At 64.6% G+C, this 21,355-nt stretch carries 16 protein-coding genes; 4 read left to right on the forward strand and 12 right to left on the reverse strand.

Translation table 11 applies throughout. The annotated features are described in order from the left end of the window. Positions 1-139: 139 nt before the first annotated feature. From IVA87_RS31260 to IVA87_RS31270, 3 genes are read right to left on the reverse strand one after another with little or no spacing between them, the layout of a single operon-like run. Entirely contained in the window at positions 140-925 is a 786-nt protein-coding gene (locus IVA87_RS31260) for a fumarylacetoacetate hydrolase family protein (protein ID WP_247299292.1), read from the reverse strand. After that, complete coding sequence (locus tag IVA87_RS31265) at positions 913-2,307, reverse strand: LLM class flavin-dependent oxidoreductase (RefSeq protein ID WP_247336815.1); 1,395 nt, start codon at positions 2,305-2,307, stop codon at positions 913-915. The genes IVA87_RS31260 and IVA87_RS31265 overlap by 13 nt, the downstream gene beginning before the upstream one ends. A gap of 21 nt (positions 2,308-2,328) precedes the next feature. Further along, positions 2,329-3,381, reverse strand: coding sequence for an Ldh family oxidoreductase (locus IVA87_RS31270; protein ID WP_247299295.1), 1,053 nt, complete (start codon positions 3,379-3,381; stop codon positions 2,329-2,331). 295 nt (positions 3,382-3,676) lie between these two features. Between IVA87_RS31270 and IVA87_RS31275 the strand changes: the two genes are divergently transcribed. Continuing rightward, entirely contained in the window at positions 3,677-7,792 is a 4,116-nt protein-coding gene (locus IVA87_RS31275; protein ID WP_247299297.1) for a GAF domain-containing protein, read from the forward strand. Here IVA87_RS31275 and IVA87_RS31280 read toward each other — a convergent pair. From IVA87_RS31280 to IVA87_RS31300, 5 genes are all read right to left on the reverse strand, one after another. Continuing rightward, positions 7,766-8,107, reverse strand: coding sequence for a hypothetical protein (locus IVA87_RS31280; RefSeq protein ID WP_247299299.1), 342 nt, complete (start codon positions 8,105-8,107; stop codon positions 7,766-7,768). The genes IVA87_RS31275 and IVA87_RS31280 overlap by 27 nt on opposite strands. A 217-nt stretch (positions 8,108-8,324) precedes the next feature. Beyond that, the gene (gene galE, locus IVA87_RS31285) at positions 8,325-9,317 is read right to left on the reverse strand and encodes a UDP-glucose 4-epimerase GalE (protein WP_247299301.1); all 993 of its coding nucleotides are present in this window, start codon (positions 9,315-9,317) and stop codon (positions 8,325-8,327) included. Positions 9,318-9,335: 18 nt separating this feature from the next. After that, positions 9,336-10,139, reverse strand: coding sequence for a WecB/TagA/CpsF family glycosyltransferase (locus tag IVA87_RS31290; protein WP_247299302.1), 804 nt, complete (start codon positions 10,137-10,139; stop codon positions 9,336-9,338). Then, complete coding sequence (locus IVA87_RS31295) at positions 10,132-12,513, reverse strand: Wzz/FepE/Etk N-terminal domain-containing protein (RefSeq protein WP_247299304.1); 2,382 nt, start codon at positions 12,511-12,513, stop codon at positions 10,132-10,134. Before IVA87_RS31295 ends, IVA87_RS31290 begins: the two co-directional genes overlap by 8 nt. Before the next feature lie 279 nt (positions 12,514-12,792). Next, the gene (locus tag IVA87_RS31300; protein WP_247299305.1) at positions 12,793-13,593 is read right to left on the reverse strand and encodes a methyltransferase; all 801 of its coding nucleotides are present in this window, start codon (positions 13,591-13,593) and stop codon (positions 12,793-12,795) included. A 407-nt stretch (positions 13,594-14,000) separates the two neighbouring features. On the opposite strand from IVA87_RS31300, the gene IVA87_RS31305 reads away from it, so the two are divergent. Then, entirely contained in the window at positions 14,001-15,029 is a 1,029-nt protein-coding gene (locus IVA87_RS31305) for a glycosyltransferase family 2 protein (RefSeq protein WP_247299315.1), read from the forward strand. Positions 15,030-15,044: 15 nt separating this feature from the next. Here IVA87_RS31305 and IVA87_RS31310 read toward each other — a convergent pair whose 3' ends face one another. Beyond that, the gene (locus IVA87_RS31310; RefSeq protein WP_247336820.1) at positions 15,045-16,031 is read right to left on the reverse strand and encodes a glycosyltransferase; all 987 of its coding nucleotides are present in this window, start codon (positions 16,029-16,031) and stop codon (positions 15,045-15,047) included. Between the two features lie 318 nt (positions 16,032-16,349). Here IVA87_RS31310 and IVA87_RS31315 point away from each other — a divergent pair, with 318 nt between their 5' ends. Beyond that, positions 16,350-17,702, forward strand: coding sequence for an O-antigen ligase (locus IVA87_RS31315; protein WP_247336823.1), 1,353 nt, complete (start codon positions 16,350-16,352; stop codon positions 17,700-17,702). Positions 17,703-17,820: 118 nt separating this feature from the next. Next, a complete protein-coding gene (locus IVA87_RS31320; protein ID WP_247299320.1) occupies positions 17,821-18,954 on the forward strand; it encodes a GNAT family N-acetyltransferase in 1,134 nt (377 codons plus the stop codon). Positions 18,955-19,006: 52 nt separating this feature from the next. On the opposite strand, the gene wrbA is transcribed toward IVA87_RS31320, so the two are convergent. From wrbA to IVA87_RS31335, 3 genes are all read right to left on the reverse strand, one after another. Beyond that, positions 19,007-19,606 (reverse strand): NAD(P)H:quinone oxidoreductase, encoded by a 600-nt coding sequence (gene wrbA, locus IVA87_RS31325; RefSeq protein ID WP_247299322.1) that lies wholly within the window; start codon positions 19,604-19,606, stop codon positions 19,007-19,009. Positions 19,607-19,760: 154 nt separating this feature from the next. Beyond that, a complete protein-coding gene (locus IVA87_RS31330; protein WP_247299324.1) occupies positions 19,761-20,459 on the reverse strand; it encodes a pirin family protein in 699 nt (232 codons plus the stop codon). Positions 20,460-20,496: 37 nt separating this feature from the next. Then, complete coding sequence (locus IVA87_RS31335; RefSeq protein ID WP_247299326.1) at positions 20,497-21,249, reverse strand: 3-oxoacyl-ACP reductase family protein; 753 nt, start codon at positions 21,247-21,249, stop codon at positions 20,497-20,499. Between the last annotated feature and the right edge of the window lie 106 nt (positions 21,250-21,355).

Raw genomic sequence — 21,355 nt, forward strand, 5'->3', positions numbered from 1 at the left:
CATTGCGCAGGGAGCCGGGACCCATGATCACGAATGCCAATTGTTTGCGAAGCTGTAACAACGAGTCCCGATCATGACATCGGCTGCGGCGGTATGGCTCCCGGCTTTCGCCGAGACGACACTGTGGGTGCAGCGTGCGCTATACCTTCTCCCTGACAAACCTATTCCGCAACGTCCCGATGCCGCTGATCTCGATCTCCACGACATCGCCGTGCTTGATATCCGGCGAGGCTCCGTCCGTCCCCATCCAGATCACGTCGCCGGGCCACAGCGTGAAATACTTCGTCAGCTCGACCAGGAACGGCACCACGCCGAAGATCATGTCGTTGGTTTGGAAGCGATTGGTCTCCTTGCCGTTGACCCGGACGATCGTCTGCATCCCGGCGAGGTCCGCCTCGGTCTCGATCCACGGACCCATCGGCTTGAACGTGTCGGCGTTCTTGGAGCGCCACAGGCTGCGATCAGCCTTCTGCCAGCTGCGCTCGCTGACGTCGTTGCCGATGGTGTAGCCGAACACGCAATCCATCGCGTTCGCTTCGGTGAGATGCTTCACTTTTTTGCCGATGACGACGACGAGCTCGCCTTCATAGTGGATCTTGTCCGTTGCAAAGGAAGGGATCACGACATCCTGGTCATGTGCGATCAGCGCGTTTTGGGCGCGATAGCCGATCTCGGGACGGTCTGGCACTGCCGGCACCTCGCCGCGCTTGTCGGCGGCCTCCTTCAGGTGCTTCAGGTAGTTCAGGCCGACGCAATAGAAGGTGCGGGGAATCAGCGGCAGCTCGATGGTAACTTGTGACAGCGGATGCGTGCGCGAGCTGCGCCGCCATTCACTGAAGGGGTCGCCGTCGACGGCGATCACCTGGTCGTCTTCAACGATCCCCCAGGACGTCCTGTCCCTGGCAGTGAATTTCAGCCAGCGCATGTTATGCCCTCATTGTCATTCCGCGGCATCGCGGGCTGCGTCTTCCAGGCACCGGGTGCCGGCCGCTTGAGCCCGAGATTTTCCCGCAACGTCTTGCCGCGGTATTCTTTCTGGAACAGGCCGCGCCGCTGCAATTCCGGCACGACGTGTTGCACGAAATCCGCGTAGGAGCCGGGTACGTAAGTCGCGGCGATGACAAAACCGTCGCAGCCGCGCTCGGCGAACATCTCTTCCAGCTTGTCCGCGATCTCCTTGGGACCGCCGACCATCGCATCCTGAACCTGGCCGCGGCCGGAGTAGGTGACGAAGTCACGCGCGCTCGGATTGTTCTTGCCCGAATTCTTCAGCACGCCGTCGCGAATGCCTAAGATGCCCTGCATGCTCTTCAGCTCTGCCGTCGTCAGCGGCTCGTCGAGATCCTTGGAGGCGAAATCGTAGTTGAGCGCTTCGGCGAGCAGCGACAACGCGTCGATCTCGAGCGGAAGTTTGTTGATCAGCGCCATCTTGTCCTCGGCCTCCGCCTTGGTCGCCGCGCAGACCGGCGTCGTCAGGTTGCAGAGGAGCATCTGGTCGGGATCGCGGCCAGCCTTGGCGGCTTCGTTGCGCACGGAAGCATAGCCTTCCTTGGCGCCCGCGAGGTTGCGCGCGGCGGTGAAGATCACCTCACCCCATCGCCCGGCAAAGCGCTGGCCGCGACCGGACGCGCCGGCCTGGATGATCACGGGATGGCCCTGGTCCGAGCGCGGCACGGTGAACGGTCCGCGCGACTTGAAGGCCGGTCCATTGTGATCGAGTCGCTTGACCTTGGTGGGATCGGCAAAGCGGCCGCTCTTCTTGTCCATGATGAGCGCGCCGTCCTCCCAGGTGTCCCAATGGCCGAGCACGACCTCCATGAACTCGTCGGCGCGGTCGTAGCGGGAATCATGCTCGGGGTGCGAGTCGCGCCCCATGTTGAGCGCCTCGCCGTCGTTCAGCGAGGTGACAACGTTCCAGCCGGCGCGCCCGCCGGACATCAGGTCGAGCGTTGCGAAGCGTCGGGCGACGTCGAACGGCTCGTAATAGGTGGTCGAGCAGGTCGCGCCAAGTCCGAGCTTCTCGGTGACCATGCCCATCGTGGTCAGCACGATCAGCGGGTCCATCTTCACGCAGCGGATGCCGTATTCGACGGTGTGGGCGTGATCGTTGCTGTAGCGGTCCGGCATCGCAAGGCGATCGTCGAAGAAGGCCATGTGGAATTTGCCGGCTTCGAGGATTCTCGCGATCTCCTGATAATAATCCGCCGACATCGAATCGTTGCGCGAGTCCGGATGCCGCCAGGAGCTCGGCAAGTTCGTGCAGTTCTGCGCCTGGAGGAAGCCGACCAGTACCATCTGCCGCGTCATGCTGCTGTTCTCCTGATGCCGTCAAGCCAGATCGAGGACGGTGTCGAGCCGGTACTCGCGCGCCAGCGCGCGCAGCTTCCCCCAGGTAGTATCCTCGATCTCGATGCCGTCGCGCAGGCGTTGCCGCTCGCGCAGGCCCTCGATCTCGCCGGGATAGAACACGCCCGTGCTGCCTTCGGACGGCGGCGTCGATTTGAGGTAATGCGCAAACTCGGCGACTTCACGCTTGAACTCCTTCAGCGGACGGAAGGCCGCGACGTTGAACACCGCCATGAAGCATCCGTCATTGTGCCGCCCGGTCGGCTCGACGCCGAAGCCGAGACCGGTGAGCAGGCCGCACAGCACCTCGACCATGGCAGCAAGACCGCTGCCCTTGTAGCCCTCGGTGCCGCCGAGCGGCAGCAGCGCGCCGCCGTTGCGATATTGGGACGGATCGGTGGTGTGCCGCCCCTCGGCATCGATGATCCACCCCGCCGGAATCTCCTCGCCGCGGGCGAGCGCGAGCTGGATCTTGCCGGCCGCCACCGCCGAGGTTGCCATGTCCAGATAGAACGGCGCATCGAGGTCGGACGGCACCGCGATCGAGATCGGGTTGGTGCCGAGCCGCGCCTCCTTGCCGCCAAACGGGGCGACGTGCTTCGGCGAGCGGCCGGAGTCCGCGGTCGCGATTCCGATCATACCTTCCCGCATCGCCATCAACGGATAAGCGGCAAGGCGGCCGACATGGCTCTGCCGGAACACGGTGCAGGCGGCGACGTTCGCCGTCTTCGCCTTCTCGATGGTCAGTGCCATGGCCTTGGCGTTGACGTGGTAGCCGAACCCCCAATGGCCGTCGATCACGGTCGTGGTCGGCGATTCCTGGACAATGGTCCATTTGGCGCCGGGAACGATGTGTCCGGCCTTGATGCGGTCGATATAGGTCGGAACGGCGATCACGCCGTGCGAGTCATGGCCGGCGAGATTGGCGTTGACGCAGCCGAACGCCACCGCGTCCGCTTCTTCCTCGGACGCTCCGGCGGCGCGGAGCAGCGCTGCGCTGATGCACGTGAGACGTTCGGCCCCGACGATCGGCATGGCGTTTCCCCGGCTTGGTGCCCTTAACAGGGAGTTTGTTCGGTGCATGGTCTCAAAGCGCCGGTGCGATATCAATCTCCCGTAAACCAATACAGGGCTGCATTTTCGTAAAGAGAACGCGCCTTCGGTCGAAAGTTCATGCCATGCGGCGGTATTTTCGACAGTTTGGCGCCGGCCGTTCGCCGCTCATTCACTTTGATCGAGGGTTTGCAGCGCGCAATAACGTCCACTTAGGCGATCGCCACCCATAAAGTCACCCGGGAAAAATAGGCAGAAATGCCCGGGAGCTGAGAACGTGCCGACGACCCTCGCACGCACCTTTGCGGCGTTGAGCGCCATTAACGAAGCGATTCTCTACGCGAAATCGCCGGACGAGCTGTACCAGAAGGTCTGCGACGCCGGGTTTTCGAGCGGAGATTTTTTGGCCGTCGCAGTGTTTCTGGTGGGACCGGACGGCCGGCGGCTGCACTTTGCGGCCGGCTGCGGCGATGACGTTGCGCGCCTGCGCTCGATCGTGATCACGACGGAAGCAGGCACGCCGGAAGGATCTGGCGTCGGTGGCGAGGCGTTCCGCGATCAGAAGCTGTGCATCAGCAATGACTATCTGAACGATCCGCGTTCGCCGGCGTGGCGCGAGGGTGCGGCGAAGCCCCAAATCGGCGCGGCTGCGGCAGTCCCGCTCCTCTGTAACGGCAAGGGCGTCGGCGTGCTCTACGTGACCCGCCGCGAAGCCGGATCGCTGAACGAGCAGATGGTGTCGCTGTTCGAGCGCATGTCGGCCAATATCTCCTACGCGCTCGAGAATTTCGAGCGAGAAGGAGCGCGCCGGGACAGCGAGGCGGCAATGCGGCGGCTGAATCGCATGTTTGGCGCGCTTAGCGCGACCAACGAAGCAATCCTCAAAGCCAGTACCGAGTTGGACTTGTATCAGCGGGTCTGCGACGCAGCAGTGCACGGCGGCAAATCGCTGGCGACTTTCGTGCTGTTGCGCGAGGAGAACTCGCACTGGCTGACGCCGGTGGCCGCGACCGGACAAAATCTCGATCTAATCAGACAAGCACGCTACTCGATCAATCCCGACAATCCTCACGGTCGGGGCATCTCCGGCCAGGTCTTCCGGACGCAGAAGGCGATGGTCGAAGACGACCTCGTCGGTCGTACCAAGGGAACGACCTGGGAGCGGGCCAGCATCAATGCCGGCGCGGTCGCCTGCGTCGCCGCACCATTGATCAAGCGCGGAACCAGCGTCGGCGTGATGTTCTTCTTCGTTAGCAAGTCGTGGGCGAAGGACCATGGCATCGTCGCGCTGTTGCTGCGGATGACCGAGAACGTGTGCTTTGCGCTCCAGAATTTCGATCGCGACGAGGAGAAAGCGCAGATCGCGCGGGAGGAGGAGCGGCTCGCGCGCATGTACGCCGCGCTGAGCGCGACCAATGAAGCGATCATCCGGGCCACGTCGCGTGCCGAGCTGTTCGATCTCGTATGCGAGGCGTCCGTGCAGGGTGGAAAGTTCGGCTCGGCGACGATCGCGCTTGCCGAGCCTGCCTCCGGGTTGCTGCGGGTCGTCGCCTCCGCAGGGCCGTACTCCGATGAAGTACGCAGACTCAAATTCGCCACGACCGACAAGGTGCCGGAGGGAAGAGGCCTGACCGGCACGTGCTTCCGCACCGGGCAGCCGTGCATCTCCAATCACCTGCTCGCCGACGAGCGCCTCAAGCCCTGGCACGAGAGTGCCCGCCGCACCGGCGTCAAGTCCTCCGCCGTGTTGCCGTTGCTGAACGGCGACCGCAAGGAGGGCGTATTCCTGTTCAATTCGCTCGAGATCGGCACCTTTACGCCGGAATTGGTTGAACTGCTGGAACGACTCGCACGCAACGTGTCATTTGCGATCGCAAATCTCGACCGCGCCGAGGAGAAGGCGAAGGCCGACAAGCAGCGAGACCGGCTGAGCGGCATGTTCGCGGCGTTGAGCGCCACCAACGAAGCCATCATGCGCGCCGAGACCCGTGAGGAGCTGTTCGAAGTCGCATGTCAGGCGGCCGTGCTGGGCGGCATGTTCGCCTCTGCGACGATTGGAATCATCGACGAGAAACGTGAGTTGGTCCGGGTCGTCGCCGTGAAGGGACGGCTCCAGCAGCGAATGGTCGGGCGCACCTGCGCGATTACCCCGGATCATCCCGAGGGCCAGGGCATCATTGGAACCTCGCTGCGGACGCGCCGGCCCAGTGTCGTTAACGACTATATGCACGATCCGCGCTCGGCACACTGGCACTCCAAGGCGGTTGAGGACGGAACCCGGGCCGCTGCCAGTTTCCCGCTTCTACGCTCCGGTCAGGAGCCGATCGGCATCCTGCTGTTCCTTGCTCCGGAGGAGGATACATTCACGCCCGATCTGGTCGAACTGCTGGCCCGTCTCGCAGAGAACGTCTCGTTCGCGCTCGACAATTTCGACCGCGCCGAGGAAAAGGCGCGCACCGAGGCGCAGAAGGAGCGCCTGACTCGCATGTTCGCGGCGCTGAGCGCGACCAACGAGGCGATCATGCGGGCGAAATCGCGCGCCGAATTGTTCGACCTCGTATGTCTCGCCGCATCGAACGGCGCCAAGTTCACCTCGACGACCATTGCGCTCGCCGGCGCCGACAGCGACCAGCTCAAGATCGTTTCAAGCGCAGGACCGTCGTCCGACACCACGCGCAATGTCCGCCTCTCGGTCGACCCCGAGCGCCCCGAAGGTCGGGGCATGGCCGGCACGGCGTTCCGGACCCGGCAGCCCTGCATCAGCAACGACTATCTCAACGACCAGCGCGTGAGCGCCTTCCACGACATTGTTCGTGGCGACGGCGCACGGTCGGGCGCGGCGATCCCGCTCATCGTTCATGATCTGGCCGTCGGCGTCATGATCTACATGTCGACCGACAAGGACACGTTCACCGCCGAGTTCGTCGAGCTGTTGCAGCGCCTCGCCGACAACGTCGCCTTCGCGATGGAGAATTTCGATCGCGCCGACGAGAAAAAGAAGGCCGACGAGCGGATCGAATACCTCGCCTCGCATGACAGCCTGACGGACCTGCCGAACCGCGAGACATTCAACGGATTGTTGCGCGAGGCGATCGGCGCGGCGCAGCGTCGCGATCACCGCTTTGCGGTGCTGTTCATCGATCTCGACCGCTTCAAGGTCATCAACGATTCGCTCGGCCACGAGGCCGGCGACCTGCTCTTGCTCGAAGTGGCGAGTCGGTTGCGGGGCGCGCTGCGGACTAGCGACGTGGTGGCACGGCTCGGCGGCGACGAATTCGTGGTGATCCTCGACCGGTGCGGCGAAATCGACGAGGTCCAGCGCATCGCCAGCGGGCTGCTCGCCGTGCTTGGCGAGCCCATGGAGCTGGCCGGGCACGAGTGCCACACCACGGCCTCGATCGGCATTGCGATGTATCCGACCAACGGCTCCGACGCGCAGACACTGACCAAGAATGCCGACATGGCGATGTATCTCGCCAAGGAAGACGGCAAGAACGGCTATCGCTTCTTCTCGAAGGAAGTGAAGACGCAATCGATCGAACGTCTGTCGCTGGAGAGCGCGCTGCGCCGGGCGCTGGAGCGCCAGCAATTTTCGCTGAATTACCAGCCCAAGGTGGATATGGAGACCGGCCAGATCACCGGAGTGGAAGCGCTGCTGCGCTGGACGCATCCCGATCTCGGCAACGTCTCGCCGGCGCAATTCATTCCCCTTGCCGAGGAGACCGGGCTGATCGTGCCGATCGGCCGCTGGGTGCTGAATGAAGCCTGTGCCCAAGCGATGGCTTGGCAGCGCCGCGGCCTGCTGCCCTTGTCGATGGCGGTCAACCTGTCGCCGCGGCAGTTTGCCGACGAGCATCTGTTGCAGGACGTCGATGAGGCGCTGGCTGCCAGCGGCATGTCGCCGGTGCTGCTCCAGCTTGAGGTCACCGAGAGCATGATGATGCGCAATGTCGGGCGCGCGCTCAAGGTGCTCGACGCCATCCAGAGCCGCGGCATTCGCCTCGCCATCGACGATTTCGGCACCGGATATTCATCGATGTCGCTGATGAAGCACTTCCCGATCGACACCATAAAAATCGACCGCTCCTTCGTCCGCGACCTGCCGCAGGATTCGGAAGACCAGGCCATCGCGCAGGCGATCATCAGCATGGGCAAGGCGCTCGGCATGACCGTCGTCGCCGAAGGCGTCGAGAACGCCGAGCAGGAGGCATTCTTGCGCACCCATGGCTGCGACGAGATGCAGGGCTATCTGATCTCCAAGCCGCTGCCGGCGCGGCAGATGGCCGAACTGCTGCGGCCGATAGAACTGCCCGTCGCGCCGCCGCTCCAGCCGGAGCCGGACCTTGCCGCAACCGAGGCCGCAGCGTTACGGCTGAAACGCGCTGTCGTCTGAGGGCTGCGGGTGCAGCTCGCGGACGTCATCATCCTTGCTTTCCGCCTTGCGCGGAAAATCTTCCGGCCACGGCAGTGAGGTCTGATCCTCAAACAGCGCGAGAAGCAGGCGCGCGCCATCGGCAAAGGCCGATCCTTCGCCGAGGCCGAGCGTGCGCGACCACGCACTTGGCATAGGCTGGCGCACGTCGAGCACCGCGATCGCGGGTCCCCACCACCAGGCCGGCGCCGGCGAACGTTCGTCCTCGGGCACAGCGAGCCAGCGGGCGAACTCGTCCACCACGCGCTCGAATTGCAGGCTTGCGGCCTGATGCATTCGCTCAGTGCTCCTTGGGTCCGCCTGAAAGCAGGCCGATGTGCGCACTCGGTCGTGGTCTTTACGTTGAAGAACGGCTCGCGTCGCGCAGCCACGTCTGCCGCTCCCATCGGCGGCCAGGCCTGAAACATGCGGCGGCCGGAAAAGCGGTCGACGCCGGTCGTCATAGTCTCTTTAGCCGCTGAAGGCCCCTGCCGGCAAGGTGCAGGACGGTTACCTAACGCGACCTGAAGGGATGCGCCTTCTGGTGCCAGGCCCAGGCCGTGCGGATGATCGTAGGCAGGTCGGAATGACGCGGCACGAAGTTCAGCACCTTCTTCGCAGCAGAGGGATCCGCGACCAGATAGGTGGGATCGCCGGCGCGGCGCGGCTTGACGGTGTGTGGCACCTCGCGTCCGGTCTCCTGCCTGATGGCGTTGAGGATCTCGCGCACGGAAAAGCCGGAGCCGGTGCCGAGATTGAAGCTGCCGCCGGCATGCCCTTCTTCCAGAAGCTTCAGTGCCGCCACATGCGCCGCGGCGAGATCGGTGACATGGATGTAGTCGCGGATCGCGGTGCCGTCGGGCGTGCCGTAGTCGTCGCCGAACACTGCGAAGTCGACATGACCCTGAAGCGCCATCATGGCGCGCGGAATGAGATGGGTTTCGTTGTCGCGCAGTTCTCCGATGCCGCCGGCTGGGTCGGCGCCGCTGGCGTTGAAATAGCGCAGGCAGAACGCGCCGAAGCCATAGGCCGCGCGGTAATCGGCGAGCATGCGCTCGATCATCCATTTCGATGCGCCGTAGGGGTTGATCGGCACGCAGGGAAAGTCTTCCGGCAGTTCCTTGGAATCGGCGTTGCCGTAGACGGCGCCGGTCGAGGAGAACACGATGCGATGGCAGTTCGCGTTACGCATCGCCTGCAACAGCGACAGCGTGCCTTGCACGTTGTTGATGTAATATTTCTGCGGGTCGATCATGGACTCCCCGACGAGGCTCGCCGCCGCGAAATGCATCACTGCCGTGATCTTGTGATCGGCGAAGGCGCGCGCCAGTGCTGTGCCGTCGAGCAGATCGCCCGTCACCAGCGGGCCGGTCACGAAACTGCGATGGCCCGTCGAGAGATTGTCATAGACGACGGGCTGATAGCCGGCGGCGGTCAGTGCGCGGCAGGCATGCGAGCCAATATAGCCCGCGCCCCCGGTGACGAGGACGGTCGGTCGGTCGGTCATGTCGTGTTCAGCTCTTCCCTAACGGACGGGTCGGTTACGGCTGAAGAGAAGATAGAGCGCGCGGGGGTTGGTGGTCAAATAGCGCCAGAACAGGCGGCGTGGCTCGAGCCAGGTGCGCCAGGCCCACTCGAGTCCGATCTTCTGCATCCATTGCGGCGCGCGGGAGCGGCTGCCCGACAAAAAGTTGAATAGGCCGCCGGATGTCTTGATAACGCCAACATTGGTGAGATGCGGCGTGAATTCCTCCACGAATGCCTGCTCGTTGGGCACGCCGAGCGCAACCCAGAGATAATCCGGCGCAAGCGCGTTGATTTCCTCGACCTTCGCGCGCAGCGCTTCGCCGCGCAGATAGCCATGGCTGCGGCCGACGATCCTAAGATTCGGATACATCTTCTGGACGTTCTCGACCGCTGCGATGTTCTCGGCCTCGCTGGCGCCGAGCATGTAGAAGGTGCGGCCGAGCGCTTCCGCCTTGCGCGCGACGACATGGAACAGGTCCGTGGTTGCGACGCGCTCCGGCAGCGGAAACCAGGATTGTAGCTTCGAAGCCGCGACCAGCGGCTGGCCATCGGCGTTGATCAGGTCGGCGACGCGGAACAGGCGCTCGGTCTGCGGCTCGGTCGAGCAGCGCGCCAGCACCTCGCCATTGGCCGAGGTCAGGAACAGCGGCCGGCCGATGCGCTTGTCAGGATCGGTCGCCTCGATCATGAAATCGGCGGTCGCTTCCAGGTCGATCGCGGCCATGCGAAGGCCGCCGACGGTGATCCGCGGCACGTCGGCAGTTGCCGCCCGTCCCTCGAAGTTGACGCGACGCTCAAGCATATTGCCTGCCTCGCTGGCGCGTTTGGGCTGCGGGAGTGAGCTCGTCGAGCACGACGCCGACGAGCTTGCGCTCGGCGCGACCGAGCGTGGTCAAGATCTCTTCCAGGCTGTCGTTGATGTCGAGGCTGGTCGGCAGCACCGCCACTAGCGCGTCGGTGTCGTCCAGCAGCTTACGGCCGCCGGCCGAAAGCGGCACCGCGGGGCCGTCGAGGATCACGAGATCATAGCCACCCGCGGCTCGCGCCTGTGTAATCGCCTTGCGGATGGCGTCGGCCGCCTTGCCGGCGTCGCCCTCTGCGGCCGGCAGCACCGAGATGCCGTTGACCGTCTTGATCTCGCGGGCGTCCTTGCTGCCAATCGAGAGCCAGCCGAGCCTGCTCGGCTCGTTCTTGCCGCGACGATCGACCTTGTTCGAGAGCGAACGCGCCTGATGGTCGGCATCGATCATCAGCACGCGGGTGCCGTCGCGCGCGGCCGCCAGTGCGAAATTCAATGCGGTCACGCTACGCCCGGTGGTCTCGCCTGCCCCGACGAGTGCGATGACGGGCATCGCCTTGCCACCGGCGCGCCGGGCCACGGCAGCGCGCATGTCGCGCCAGGCATTGAGCAGCGTGGTGAGGGGAAAGCCGGGGCGCAGCGTCGGCCAGCCCAGCCGGGTGAGATCGACGCCGCCGCCAGTGGCGAGAATGGCGCCGAGCGTGTGAATGACGTCGGCCTCCTGGAGGCGTGCGATCAGCGGCTTCTCGATCAGGGGCTTCTCGACGATCGAAGGCTGTAACGGAGGTGCGGCAAGTTCCGGCGGAGCTTGCTCTACTTCCGGAGCCCCTGAGACCTGCGGGGGCGGCGAGGCCTCCGAGAGCTCTGGAGCCCGCGCGCGCTGCGGAGCTCGCGTTGCATCCGGCACCGGCGTGCGCTGTGGACGGGCAGGTGTTGGCGCCGGCGCGCTCGCACGAGAGAACAGGAGCTCGGCCGCAGCGAACCAGCTTGACGCCGCGACCGCACCGAAGATGAAGCCGATCATGGCAAACAGGCTCATCGCCGGCGGAAACGAGCGCCGCTGCGGCACCGTCGCTTCGCCGATGACGCGGGCTGCGGAGGTGTTCAGGCTCTCCTGCTCCTCGGTCTCGCGAGAACGCTTGAGGAAGGACTGGTAAACGTCGCGGCTGGCGTCGGCCTCGCGTTCGAGCTCGCGCAGGCGGACTGCGGCCTGGCTAAGCTGGACGCTCTGCCGCTTCTGCGCTTCCAGCGCCCGGTTGAGCGAGGCTTCGAAGTCGCGGGCACGCGTCAGGTCGTTCTTGGCGGATTGGGCGAAGCGATCGATTTCCTCGTTGATGGTGCGCTTGAGATCCTCGACCTGCTTCTCGGTCTGGCGCAGCGCCGGGTGGCGCGGGCCGAGCTCGCCGGCTTGTTCCGCATATTTCTTGCGGGCGTCGGCATATTGCGCGCGCAGGTTCGCAATCGTCGGCGATTGCAGCGCCTCGGGGATTGCGCCCGCATCCGCCGCCGTGCGCCGGCTCGCCTCGATCTGGTCGAGCCGCGCCTGCGCATCCATCGTCGCCGCGCGGGCCGCGGCCAGCCGCTGGTTGCTGGCGGAGAGCTGCTGGTCGCTGATCAGCGTGTCCTGGGTGCCGACGAAATTGTTCTGTGCCTTGTAGGTGGCAAGCGCGGTCTCGGCGTTGCGCAGCCGCTCGCGCAGCTCCTTCAGACGGCCGGAGAGATCATTGGTGGCGCGCCGTGCGGCCGAGGCCTGCGAGTTGCGGGATTCCGCAAGGTAGGCATTGGTCAGCGTGTTGGCGAGCATCGCCGCTTTCGCGGGGTCCGTCGACCAGACCTCGATGTCGACGATGAAGCTCTTCTCGGTCTTGCGGACCGTGATGTGGCGGTTCAGCGCGTCGAGCGCCGCGAGCTGCACTTCCTTCTTTTCCGCGGCCGAGGGCGCGCGGGGCTGAAGGCCGATCAGGCCGAGCAGCGAGGACATCAGGCTGGTGCCCTCGCCACCGCCGAATTCCGGATCCTTGTCGAGGCCGGCTTGCTGGATGACCTGGAGCAGCACGCTATTGGAGGTGATCAGGCGCGCCTGGCTCTCCACCACCATGGACATGCCGGAGACGTCCTGCGCGCGCGGCGTCAGCTCGCGATCGACGAGCTGAAGCTCGCGCGGGTCGACATAGAGCTGTGCGGTGGCGGTGTAGCGGGGCGTCAGGCTCTTGCCGACGGTGACCGCGAGCGTCGCGCCGAGCAGGGCGGCGGCGGCAATCGCGACCTTTCGCCGCCAGAGCAGATTGGCGAACTCCAGCACGCTGAGACCGGCCTGAGGCTTTCCTTGCGGGGCCTCCGATCTAGCCCGATCAATCGGCTGGTTATAGTCAAGCATGATCCCCAGCTTTCATTCCAACTGCCGCGGGCTGAGGGGTTACTCTTCGGTTCACGCCACGCACCCGGGACATAGGTGCCCAATCAACGCAACAGGGAAAATTAACCATACTCATTGAGGGACTATTCACCGAAATGGCAAACAAAGCGTTTAAGCGCATGCCGTTCTTCGGTGCGTCGCCGCGACGCTGAGGTCGCTCAGAGATTAACGGTTCGTTACCGCACGCAGCGTGGCCGCGAAGCTTCGCTTGTTGTGCGATCCGCTGCGCGCGCATGGCCGTCAGCTCTTTCGCAGGATGACGTGATAATCGCCGCGGCGGACGTCGGTGCCGCGCGGCAGCACGGCGTTCAGCACCGCGGCCCCAGCGTCGACGAGGACCGCAAACAAAGGCTTGCGCCGGCGCATCTCGGGATAGCGCGGGCTCTCGACTTCACGACGATAGATCATCTCGAGACCGTTGGCGGCCGCGAACGCTTCGAGCCTCGGCAATGTCACCAGCGGATGGAAGAACGTCGGGAACGGCGGCTCGCCCGGCAGGCCGGCATCCTTGATGCCGCGGATGTTCCGGTAAAACCAGACGTGGAACCAGTGCGGCGAGTATTTGGTGACCACGCCGGACAGCGAGCGCGGGTTGGGGGCGCCGATCAGGATCAATCCGCCGCGCTTGAGCGCATCGCGGAAATTCAGCAGTGCAGCTTCGACGTCGGGAAGATGCTCGATCACGTTGTAACAGATCACGAGATCGAAGGTCTCTTGCCCGAAACGGTAGGTCTGGACGTCACCGAGGATCGCCTCGTCGGCGTAGGTATTGTTGCGGACCTGATCCTCGTCGATGTCGACGACGGTGACGTGGCTGCGGCTCGGCAATTCCGGCGGCAGAACGCTGCACGAGCCACCGCCGGCTTCATAGATGGCGAGCCGGCCCTGCGGCAGCTCGCGGCGCAGCACGTCATGAATTGCGAGCAGGCTGTCGCGGGCTTCGCCAGGGATCAGATCGTGCAGCGCCTGGGTGGGGGGAGTGGCCGCGGAGACGTTGATTGCCGTGGCTGTCGCGAACTCGATCGTCGCTGGCTTGTTCATGATTTTCTGACCGCACTTGTTCTATTCAAATTTACAGGAAAAAACTCGCTTGCCCGAAGAGCAAATCTGATGCCGCGCCGTGTCACTGATCGCAGTGCTTACGGTCGGGTTAATGCGCATAGGCGTTAACTAGGGCATTGTTCATGTTGAGCTGTTGCCGGCGCATTGGACCGCGAGTTGCACTAACACGGGTGCGAGGTTTCGCTGCAGAAGCGTGCGAAGGCGGTTAACTGCATGATGTTTGTGCCAAGATGACTGGAGATCGCCGGCGTGCGCGAGGATTTTCCGCTCGCCGGACGTTCATTTTGGGACGCATCTGTCCCGCCGCGATGTGCCGCCGCGGGACGCGGCCGATCCGCGCGATCGAAGCAGGGCTTTTTCAACATATCTCGGACATCTAGGACGTCATGACATTGATCCCGACAGACTTGTCCGCGAGGCGCTTCTCGGACCTCGTGTGCGATCCCAACCGCGAGATCGCGGCGAGCTCCAGCGTCATCGACCTGTCGGTCGGCATCGTCGTCTGCATTCCCTGCTTCCGCCGCCCGCAGCATCTGCGGCTGACGTTGGACTCGCTGGTCAGCCAGCGCACAGCTCGCTCCTTTGCGGTCGTCATGGTCGAGAACGATGCCGCGCGGCGTGAGAGCGCGCCGGTCGCCGCGGAATATCTCGCCGACGGCAGGCTCCAGGGCATCTGCCTCGTCGAGAAGCGGCAGGGCAATTGCCAGGCGATCAACGCCGCGTTCGAGACGGCCCAGGCCCTGTTTCCCGCCGCGACCCGCTTCCTGATGATCGACGACGACGAGATCGCTTCGCCCGATTGGCTCGAGCTGATGGTTCGCACCGCGGAGGCGACCGGCGCCGACGTGGTCGGCGGGCCGGTGTTGCCGGTCTTCGACGACGACAGCCAGCCCTGGCTGTCGCGTCATCCCGCGTTCTGTCCCGCCTATGATTACAGCGGCGCGGTGCCGCTGATCTATGGCTGCGGCAATTGTCTGATCACGCGCGCGGTGTTCGAGCGGTTCGAGCGTCCGGCCTTCGACCTGCGCTTCAATTTCCTCGGCGGTGGCGACTGCGATTTCTTCGTGCGGTGCCGCGATGCCGGCATGACATTCCACTGGACGGCGGAGGCGGTCATCACCGAAACCGTGCCGCAAAGCCGCACCAGCCTCGGCTGGATCGCGAAGCGAGGCTTGCGCATCGGCGCGATCAATTATCGCGTGCAGTCCAAGGCTGCGCAGAGCGCAGCGGCGCGGATGCTGGTGTTTGCGCAGATGGTTGGCCGGTTGCCGCTGTCGCTGGTGCGTGCGGCCGGTCTGCTGACATCGTCGAAGACAGTCGTCGCGATGCATCCCGTGATGGTCGCGCTCGGCTCCGTGCTTGCGGCATTCGGCATCGAGCCGAAGCCCTATGAAGCCTCGAAGATCGTGTCCTGACGTCCTGCAGCGGAGCTAGATGCCAAAGCGGGCGAGGACGACCCGGAGCGCGGAGCGCGGCAGCGATTTGAGCGACCGCCGGCCGACCATAGCGAGATAGGCGAAGGCGTCGCGATATCTGCCGAAGCGGACCGCCTGCATCGCCGAATAGGTGACGAGATGAATCTCGGCGGCCCGGCGCAGCGCGCCGGCCGTGCCTTCGGGCAGTCTCGCCAGGATCAGCCCGTCGCCGAAGACTCGCGCGACCGCCGGGAAGAAATCCTGCGGCGTCCGCACCGCCGCATTCATCGTGTTCGCCGTGTGCAGGCGATAGTCGAGTAGGAGCTTTGGCGCGAATTCGAACTCGCCGATCGCGGCAAGTCGGCACCAGCAATGCCAATCCTCACAATATCTGAGGGAGACGTCGAAGCCGCCCACAGCGCGGAAAGCCTCCGCACGGGTGAGCACGATGCCGCCATTGACGATGAAGTTGCCGGCTGCGAGCCGCGTCAGCACGTCGCCGGTCGGCTTGCGGCGTCCCTTCAGCAGATCGCGCCGGCCGATCTGCCGTCCCTCGCTGTCGATCGTGTTGTAGTCGCCATAGACGAGAACCGCGCGCGGAGCGGCGCGCGCTGCCGCCAGCAGGGCCGCCACGCCATCGGAACGCAGGCGGTCGTCGGCATCGAGGAAGAGCAGCCAATCGCCGACCGCCTGCCGCGCGCCAAGATTGCGCGCCGCTGACACGCCCGCGGAGTCGTTTTGTATCATGCGCAGCCGTGGATCACGCATGGCGCGGACGATCGCAATCGTGTCGTCGGTCGAGCCGTCGTCTACGACGATGATTTCGGCGACATCGCGTTGCGCCAGCGCGCTGGCGATGGTTTCACCGATATAGGCCGAAGCGTTCTTGGCGGGAATGACGACAGATACCGACGCGCCCGGGTTCACCGGCAGCGGCAGGCGCGCCGCCGGCATCACGCGTGAGGCAGCCGTTAGTTCGAGAACCTCGTCGGCGGTGATCAAGCTGCGGCTCGTCTTTAATGATCCGTTAACCAGGGCGCGTCTGCCGAGCCGGCAATGCCAGCAATCGAAATCTCGGCTGCTGCGGATGATACCCGCATTATGGGCAAGTCGCTGCCGCGAGCGCCTGCGCGGCGCCGGATTCGTGGAATAACGTTAAGCCGGTGACATTGAACCTGCGGCAAACCTAGCAGGGTGCGGCAGCGCTGCCGCGCAGAATGTGCCTGTCGTCTTCGGCATGCTGGTTGACGGATGGTTAACGACGGTGAGCTAGAAGCTGAAGCTTCCCGGCCTCACCTGCCTTAAGCTATGGATCGCAGCTTGGATCGCAGCGCCGCTGACATGACTGACGTCGAGGCCCGATCGTTGGGCCACGTCCTGCGCGGCGGGCTCGCAGGGCTGAACGCGGTGCGGGCAGCGCGCTGTCTCGTCGCCGTCGCGACCTTGCTGTTGATCCTGGTGACGCTCGATCCGTTTCCGGACCTGCGGAGTGAGAATTTCGCTACTGTCGTCAGCGGGCGAATGGCGCTGACCTACATCGCCTTCGGCCTCTTGGCCGTGGTCGCCGTGCTGTTCGTCGCCGTGACCGATGCGCCAGCGGTGAAGTCCCTGCTGACGCCGCTGCATCTCTGTCTCATCGGTTGGCTCTTGATCAACATCGCCTTTTCCGAGAACCGCGGCGTTTCGTTTCAGCGGTTCGTGCTCGCGGCGAGCGTGACGTCGCTCGCCGTGCTCCTGCCGCTATTGCCGCCGACGCAGCGCAGCTTCAACCTGTGCCTCGGCGGTGCCGCGCTCGCGCTGCTCGTGCTCTGCTATCTCGGCGTCTTCCTCGCGCCGCAATATTCGATTCACACCGCGTTCGACATCACCGAGCCGCAGCTTGCCGGTGACTGGCGCGGCAGTTTCGGCCACAAGAACGTCGCCTCGCCGGTGATGACCGTCCTGGTCTATGTCGGCATCTACCTTTGCGGTGTCGGCTCGTTCGTGATGGGGCCGGCGATCGCGGTGCTTGCCGGCATCTTCCTGATCTTCACCGGCGGCAAGACGTCCTCGGTGCTCTGCCTTGCGATCTACGCGCTGGCGTCGCTGGTCTACGTCACGCGGGGCCTGTGGCTGAAGCGGATCATCTGTTTCGTGCCGCTGATCGCGATGAACCTGCTGACGGTGGGCAGCGTCTTGAGTCCGGCGCTCGGCGCCATGACGCGGCTGCTTCCGCTCGACCCCACCTTCACCGGCCGCTCCGCCATCTGGGAATTCGCGCTCGCAGCCGTCGCCGAGAAGCCGATCATCGGCCACGGCTATGCGGCCTTTTGGGATGATTTGACCGAGCGGCAGACCGCGCAAGGCGCGGAATGGGCGACGAGCGCGGCGCACAGCCACAACAGCTATCTCGACCTCGCGGTCACCATCGGCCTGCCGGGGCTGCTGCTGGTGATCCTCGTCTTCGTGCTCGCACCGCTCGGCAATTTCCAGTCGGCCCAGGCGCATAACCGCAGTCGCGCGCTGGCAAAGCTGTTCCTGACCGTATGGCTGTTCGGCCTGTATTACGGAGCCACCGAGACCTTCCTGCTCGACCGACAGAGTCCGATCTGGTTCATGTTCACTGTCGCAGCGGCCGGCTTGCACTTCCTGGCTCGGTTCCAGTGCGCAGGGCAGGTGGAACCGGAGCACTGACACCTTGTCGCAGCGGGCGGCTTGATTGGCATCGCTTAACGATAAGCAGCGACGTTACTTGTCCTGCGCGGCAAAACATAATCTATCCGGAAACATTCAGTAATCCTATGTCCCGCGGATGACGTTCCTCAGCGTCGAGCAATCAGAAGGCCGGGTGTCGCGCACGTCGGGAATCGCGGTCGATTTCATACGCGACTGGCGGCCGGCCGCATTGCGCCTGAATGCAAGCCATCGCACCGCATTCCAGCACGGTTACTGGCTCGGCGCCTGGTACGAGGCGTTCCACGACCTCGCACCGCTGATCGCCGTGATCTCCGATGCCCCGACCGGCAAGGACATCGCTCTTGTGCCGATGATCAGCCATATCAGGCGCGGCATCCGCGTGGTCGAATTTGCCGATCTCGGCGTCTCCGATAACAATGCGCCGATCCTGTCGCTTGGGGTGGATGCGCCAGATGCCATCAGCAAGGCGTTAATCGATGCGCTACGCGCCTTGCCCGATGGCTTCGATCTGCTGCGCCTGAGGAAGATGCCGGCCCAAATCGGCGCCAAGCCGAACCCGCTGGTCTCGCTCGGCCGGATCGGATCCTCCTCGCTCAACGGCAATCTGGTGCTGATGGGTGACGACTATGAGGCTTACCGGGCCTCGATCAAGCGCATGCAGATGCCGCGCTGCTGGCGCGTCTTCAGCCGTCATGCCGGCGCGCGGTTCGAGATCGCTGCGGATGTCGCTCGCGCGCATGAGCTGCTGGATGTCATGGATGTTCAGCAGCAGGCGCGCATGAGAAAGCTCGGCTCGCCATTTATCCTCAACGACGAGAGCCATGCGCGATTTTACCGCGAGATCGCCCGCCAGGGTGTCGCGGAAGGCTATGCCGTCCTCTCGGCGCTGGTCTGCGACGAGGGCGTCGTCGCCACCTCGCTCGGCGTCAGGCAGGATGCGACCTACTACCTGCTGCGCATCAGCCACGCCGGTGATTCATGGTCGAGCTGCTCGCCCGGGCTGCTCGTCGCCGAGCGCACCATGGCCGCACTGCATGCACGGGGCGTGCGCCGCTTCGATCTCAGCATCGGCAATCAGGACTATAAGCGCCGCTTCGGCGCTCAGAGGGTCCCGCTGACCGATGTCAGCATCGCACTGTCCTGGCGGGGCCTGCCCTATGCATGGCGCGACCACGCCGCGCAGGGCCTGCGCCGTCACCCGAGGCTCGCCGCGCTTGCGGCGCGGGCGATGGGCAAGGGGACGCGCTAAAGCGGCATTCCCGAACGAGAATGCCGCCCCGCGATCGCGTCAGCCGTGCAGCTCAGCCATGTAGTTTCCTGGCGGTCTCCGCGATCTGGCGGCCCTGATAGCGTGCGCCGGCGAGCTCGTTGGCGCTGGGCTGGCGGCTGCCATCGCCGCCGGTGATGGTGGTGGCGCCGTAGGGTGCGCCACCCGTGACCTCGTCGAGCTTCATCTGTCCGGCGAAGCCGTAATTCATGCCGACGACGATCATGCCGAAATGCAGCAGGTTGGTGATGATCGAGAACAGTGTCGTCTCCTGGCCGCCATGCTGGGTCGCGCTCGACGTGAACGCGCCGCCGACCTTGCCATGGAGCGCGCCCTTGGCCCACAGCCCGCCGGCCTGGTCGAGGAAGTTGGCCATCTGCGAGGCCATCCGGCCGAACCGGGTGCCGGTACCGACGATGATCGCGTCGTAATTGGCGAGATCTTCGATCTTGGCGATGGGGGCGGCCTGATCGAGCTTGTAGTGCGAGGCTTTCGCGACCTCCGCCGGCACCAGCTCCGGCACGCGCTTGACGTCGACATTGGCGCCGGCCTCGCGCGCGCCTTCGGCAACGGCATTCGCCATCGCCTCGATGTGGCCATAGGCGGAATAATAGAGGACGAGAACTTTGGTCATGGGTGGTCTCCGTTGGATGACGAGGTGAGTTATTTGTTCGCCGTCGTTGCCGGGCTTGACCCGGCAACCCATCGCTTTTCAAAAAGCTCTTTACGAAGGCGATGCATCCCCGGCTCAAGGCCGGGCATGACGAGTTGCTGTGTGCTGGCGGCGCCTACGCCGCATCGACGAGCACGAGCTCCGAATCTTCCAGAGCGGTGATCTTCAGCCTGTCCTCGTCGCGGATTGCGGCACCGTCGCGGGCTTCGACGCGAACGCCATTGATCTCGACCGCGCCCGCAGCCGGCACCAGGTAGAGGTGCCGTGACTTCTGCGGCGTGTATTCTGCGCTCTCGCCGGCCTTCAGGGTGGTGGCGAGCACCCGCGCATCGGCGCGGATCGGCAGCGCGTCGGTGTCGCCGTTGAAGCCGCTCGCGATGGTGACGAGCTTGCCGGAACGGTCCGCCTTGGGGAATGGTCTCGAGCCCCAGGTCGGCTGACCGCCGCGTGCGGTCGGCTCGATCCAGATCTGGAAGATCCGCGTTCTGGTCGGCTCGAGATTGTACTCGGAGTGGCGGATGCCGCTGCCGGCGCTCATCACCTGCACGTCGCCGGCCGCGGTGCGTCCCTCGTTGCCGAGGCTGTCCTGATGGGTGATCGCGCCCTCGCGCACATAGGTGATGATTTCCATGTTGGCGTGGGGATGAGCGGGAAAGCCGGTGTTCGGCGCGATCTCGTCGTCGTTCCACACCCGCAGGGCACCGTGGCCCATGTTGTTCGGGTCGTAGTGGCTGGCGAAGGAGAAATGATGCTTGGCCTTGAGCCAGCCATGATCGGCGCCGCCGAGCTTTGCGAAGGGTCTGAGTTCGATCATGTGCGTAATTCCTTGATTTGAGCGGATGGCGCCTGAATCAGGCGCCGAATCCGCCGTCGACATTGAGCACCGTTCCGGTGACGAAGGAGGCTTCGGGGCTTGCGAGGAAGACGACGCCGGCGGCGACTTCCTCGGGGCGACCGAAGCGCTGGAGCGCGTGCTGCTTGCGCTGGGTCTCGGCGAACTCGCCGCCGTCCTTCGGATTCATGTCGGTGTCGATCGAGCCCGGCTGCACCACGTTCACGGTGATGCCGCGCGGGCCGAGATCGCGCGCCGCACCCTTGGTGTAGCCGACCACGGCCGCCTTGGTGGCGACGTAGTCGGCAAGTCCGGGGAACGAGGCGCGGTCGGCCAGCATCGAGCCGACCGTAATGATGCGACCGCCCTCATTCATCAATTGCGAGGCGGCGCGGATCGCCGCGATCACGCCATGCACGTTGACCAGATCCTGGCGGGCGAACGCTTCGATGTCGGCATTGGCATCGTCGATCGCTCCGCCCGCGGCGACGCCGGCATTGTTGACGAGGATGTCGAGATGGCCGAACTCCTTGGCCACGTCTTTGACCAGCTGCGTCACGTCATCGGCCGAAGCCTGATCGGCCTTGAAGGCGCGTGCCTTGACGCCCTTGGCTTTCAAATCGGCAACGACGGCCTCCGCCTTTTCGGGCGAGGCGACGTAGCTGATGGCGACGTCCGCGCCTTCATCTGCGAGCGCGCGGGCCGAAGCCGCGCCGATGCCGCGCGAGCCGCCGGTCACGAGAGCAACCTTGCCTGAGAGCTTCTTGGTCATTGGATGTCTCCATTGCTGGAATTGCGATTGACCCTTGGATAAGCCTCCGTCTGTGGTATAGAAATAGAAACTGTTGAAACTCATTGTTTCACTAAATGCCCCAACG

Origin of the sequence: Bradyrhizobium sp. 147 (assembly GCF_023073935.1) — a bacterium.
Classification (GTDB): Bacteria; Pseudomonadota; Alphaproteobacteria; order Rhizobiales; family Xanthobacteraceae; genus Bradyrhizobium.

What these genes read in the sequence shown, in the direction of transcription:
- IVA87_RS31260 (WP_247299292.1), bottom strand. Translation starts at nt 925, where the DNA reads ATGCGCTGGCTGAAATTCACTGCCAGGGACAGGACGTCCTGGGGGATC.
- IVA87_RS31265 (WP_247336815.1), bottom strand. Translation starts at nt 2,307, where the DNA reads ATGACGCGGCAGATGGTACTGGTCGGCTTCCTCCAGGCGCAGAACTGC.
- IVA87_RS31270 (WP_247299295.1), bottom strand. Translation starts at nt 3,381, where the DNA reads ATGCCGATCGTCGGGGCCGAACGTCTCACGTGCATCAGCGCAGCGCTG.
- IVA87_RS31280 (WP_247299299.1), bottom strand. Translation starts at nt 8,107, where the DNA reads ATGCATCAGGCCGCAAGCCTGCAATTCGAGCGCGTGGTGGACGAGTTC.
- galE (WP_247299301.1), bottom strand. Translation starts at nt 9,317, where the DNA reads ATGACCGACCGACCGACCGTCCTCGTCACCGGGGGCGCGGGCTATATT.
- IVA87_RS31290 (WP_247299302.1), bottom strand. Translation starts at nt 10,139, where the DNA reads ATGCTTGAGCGTCGCGTCAACTTCGAGGGACGGGCGGCAACTGCCGAC.
- IVA87_RS31295 (WP_247299304.1), bottom strand. Translation starts at nt 12,513, where the DNA reads ATGCTTGACTATAACCAGCCGATTGATCGGGCTAGATCGGAGGCCCCG.
- IVA87_RS31300 (WP_247299305.1), bottom strand. Translation starts at nt 13,593, where the DNA reads ATGAACAAGCCAGCGACGATCGAGTTCGCGACAGCCACGGCAATCAAC.
- IVA87_RS31305 (WP_247299315.1), top strand. Translation starts at nt 14,001, where the DNA reads ATGACATTGATCCCGACAGACTTGTCCGCGAGGCGCTTCTCGGACCTC.
- IVA87_RS31320 (WP_247299320.1), top strand. Translation starts at nt 17,821, where the DNA reads ATGACGTTCCTCAGCGTCGAGCAATCAGAAGGCCGGGTGTCGCGCACG.
- wrbA (WP_247299322.1), bottom strand. Translation starts at nt 19,606, where the DNA reads ATGACCAAAGTTCTCGTCCTCTATTATTCCGCCTATGGCCACATCGAG.
- IVA87_RS31330 (WP_247299324.1), bottom strand. Translation starts at nt 20,459, where the DNA reads ATGATCGAACTCAGACCCTTCGCAAAGCTCGGCGGCGCCGATCATGGC.
- IVA87_RS31335 (WP_247299326.1), bottom strand. Translation starts at nt 21,249, where the DNA reads ATGACCAAGAAGCTCTCAGGCAAGGTTGCTCTCGTGACCGGCGGCTCG.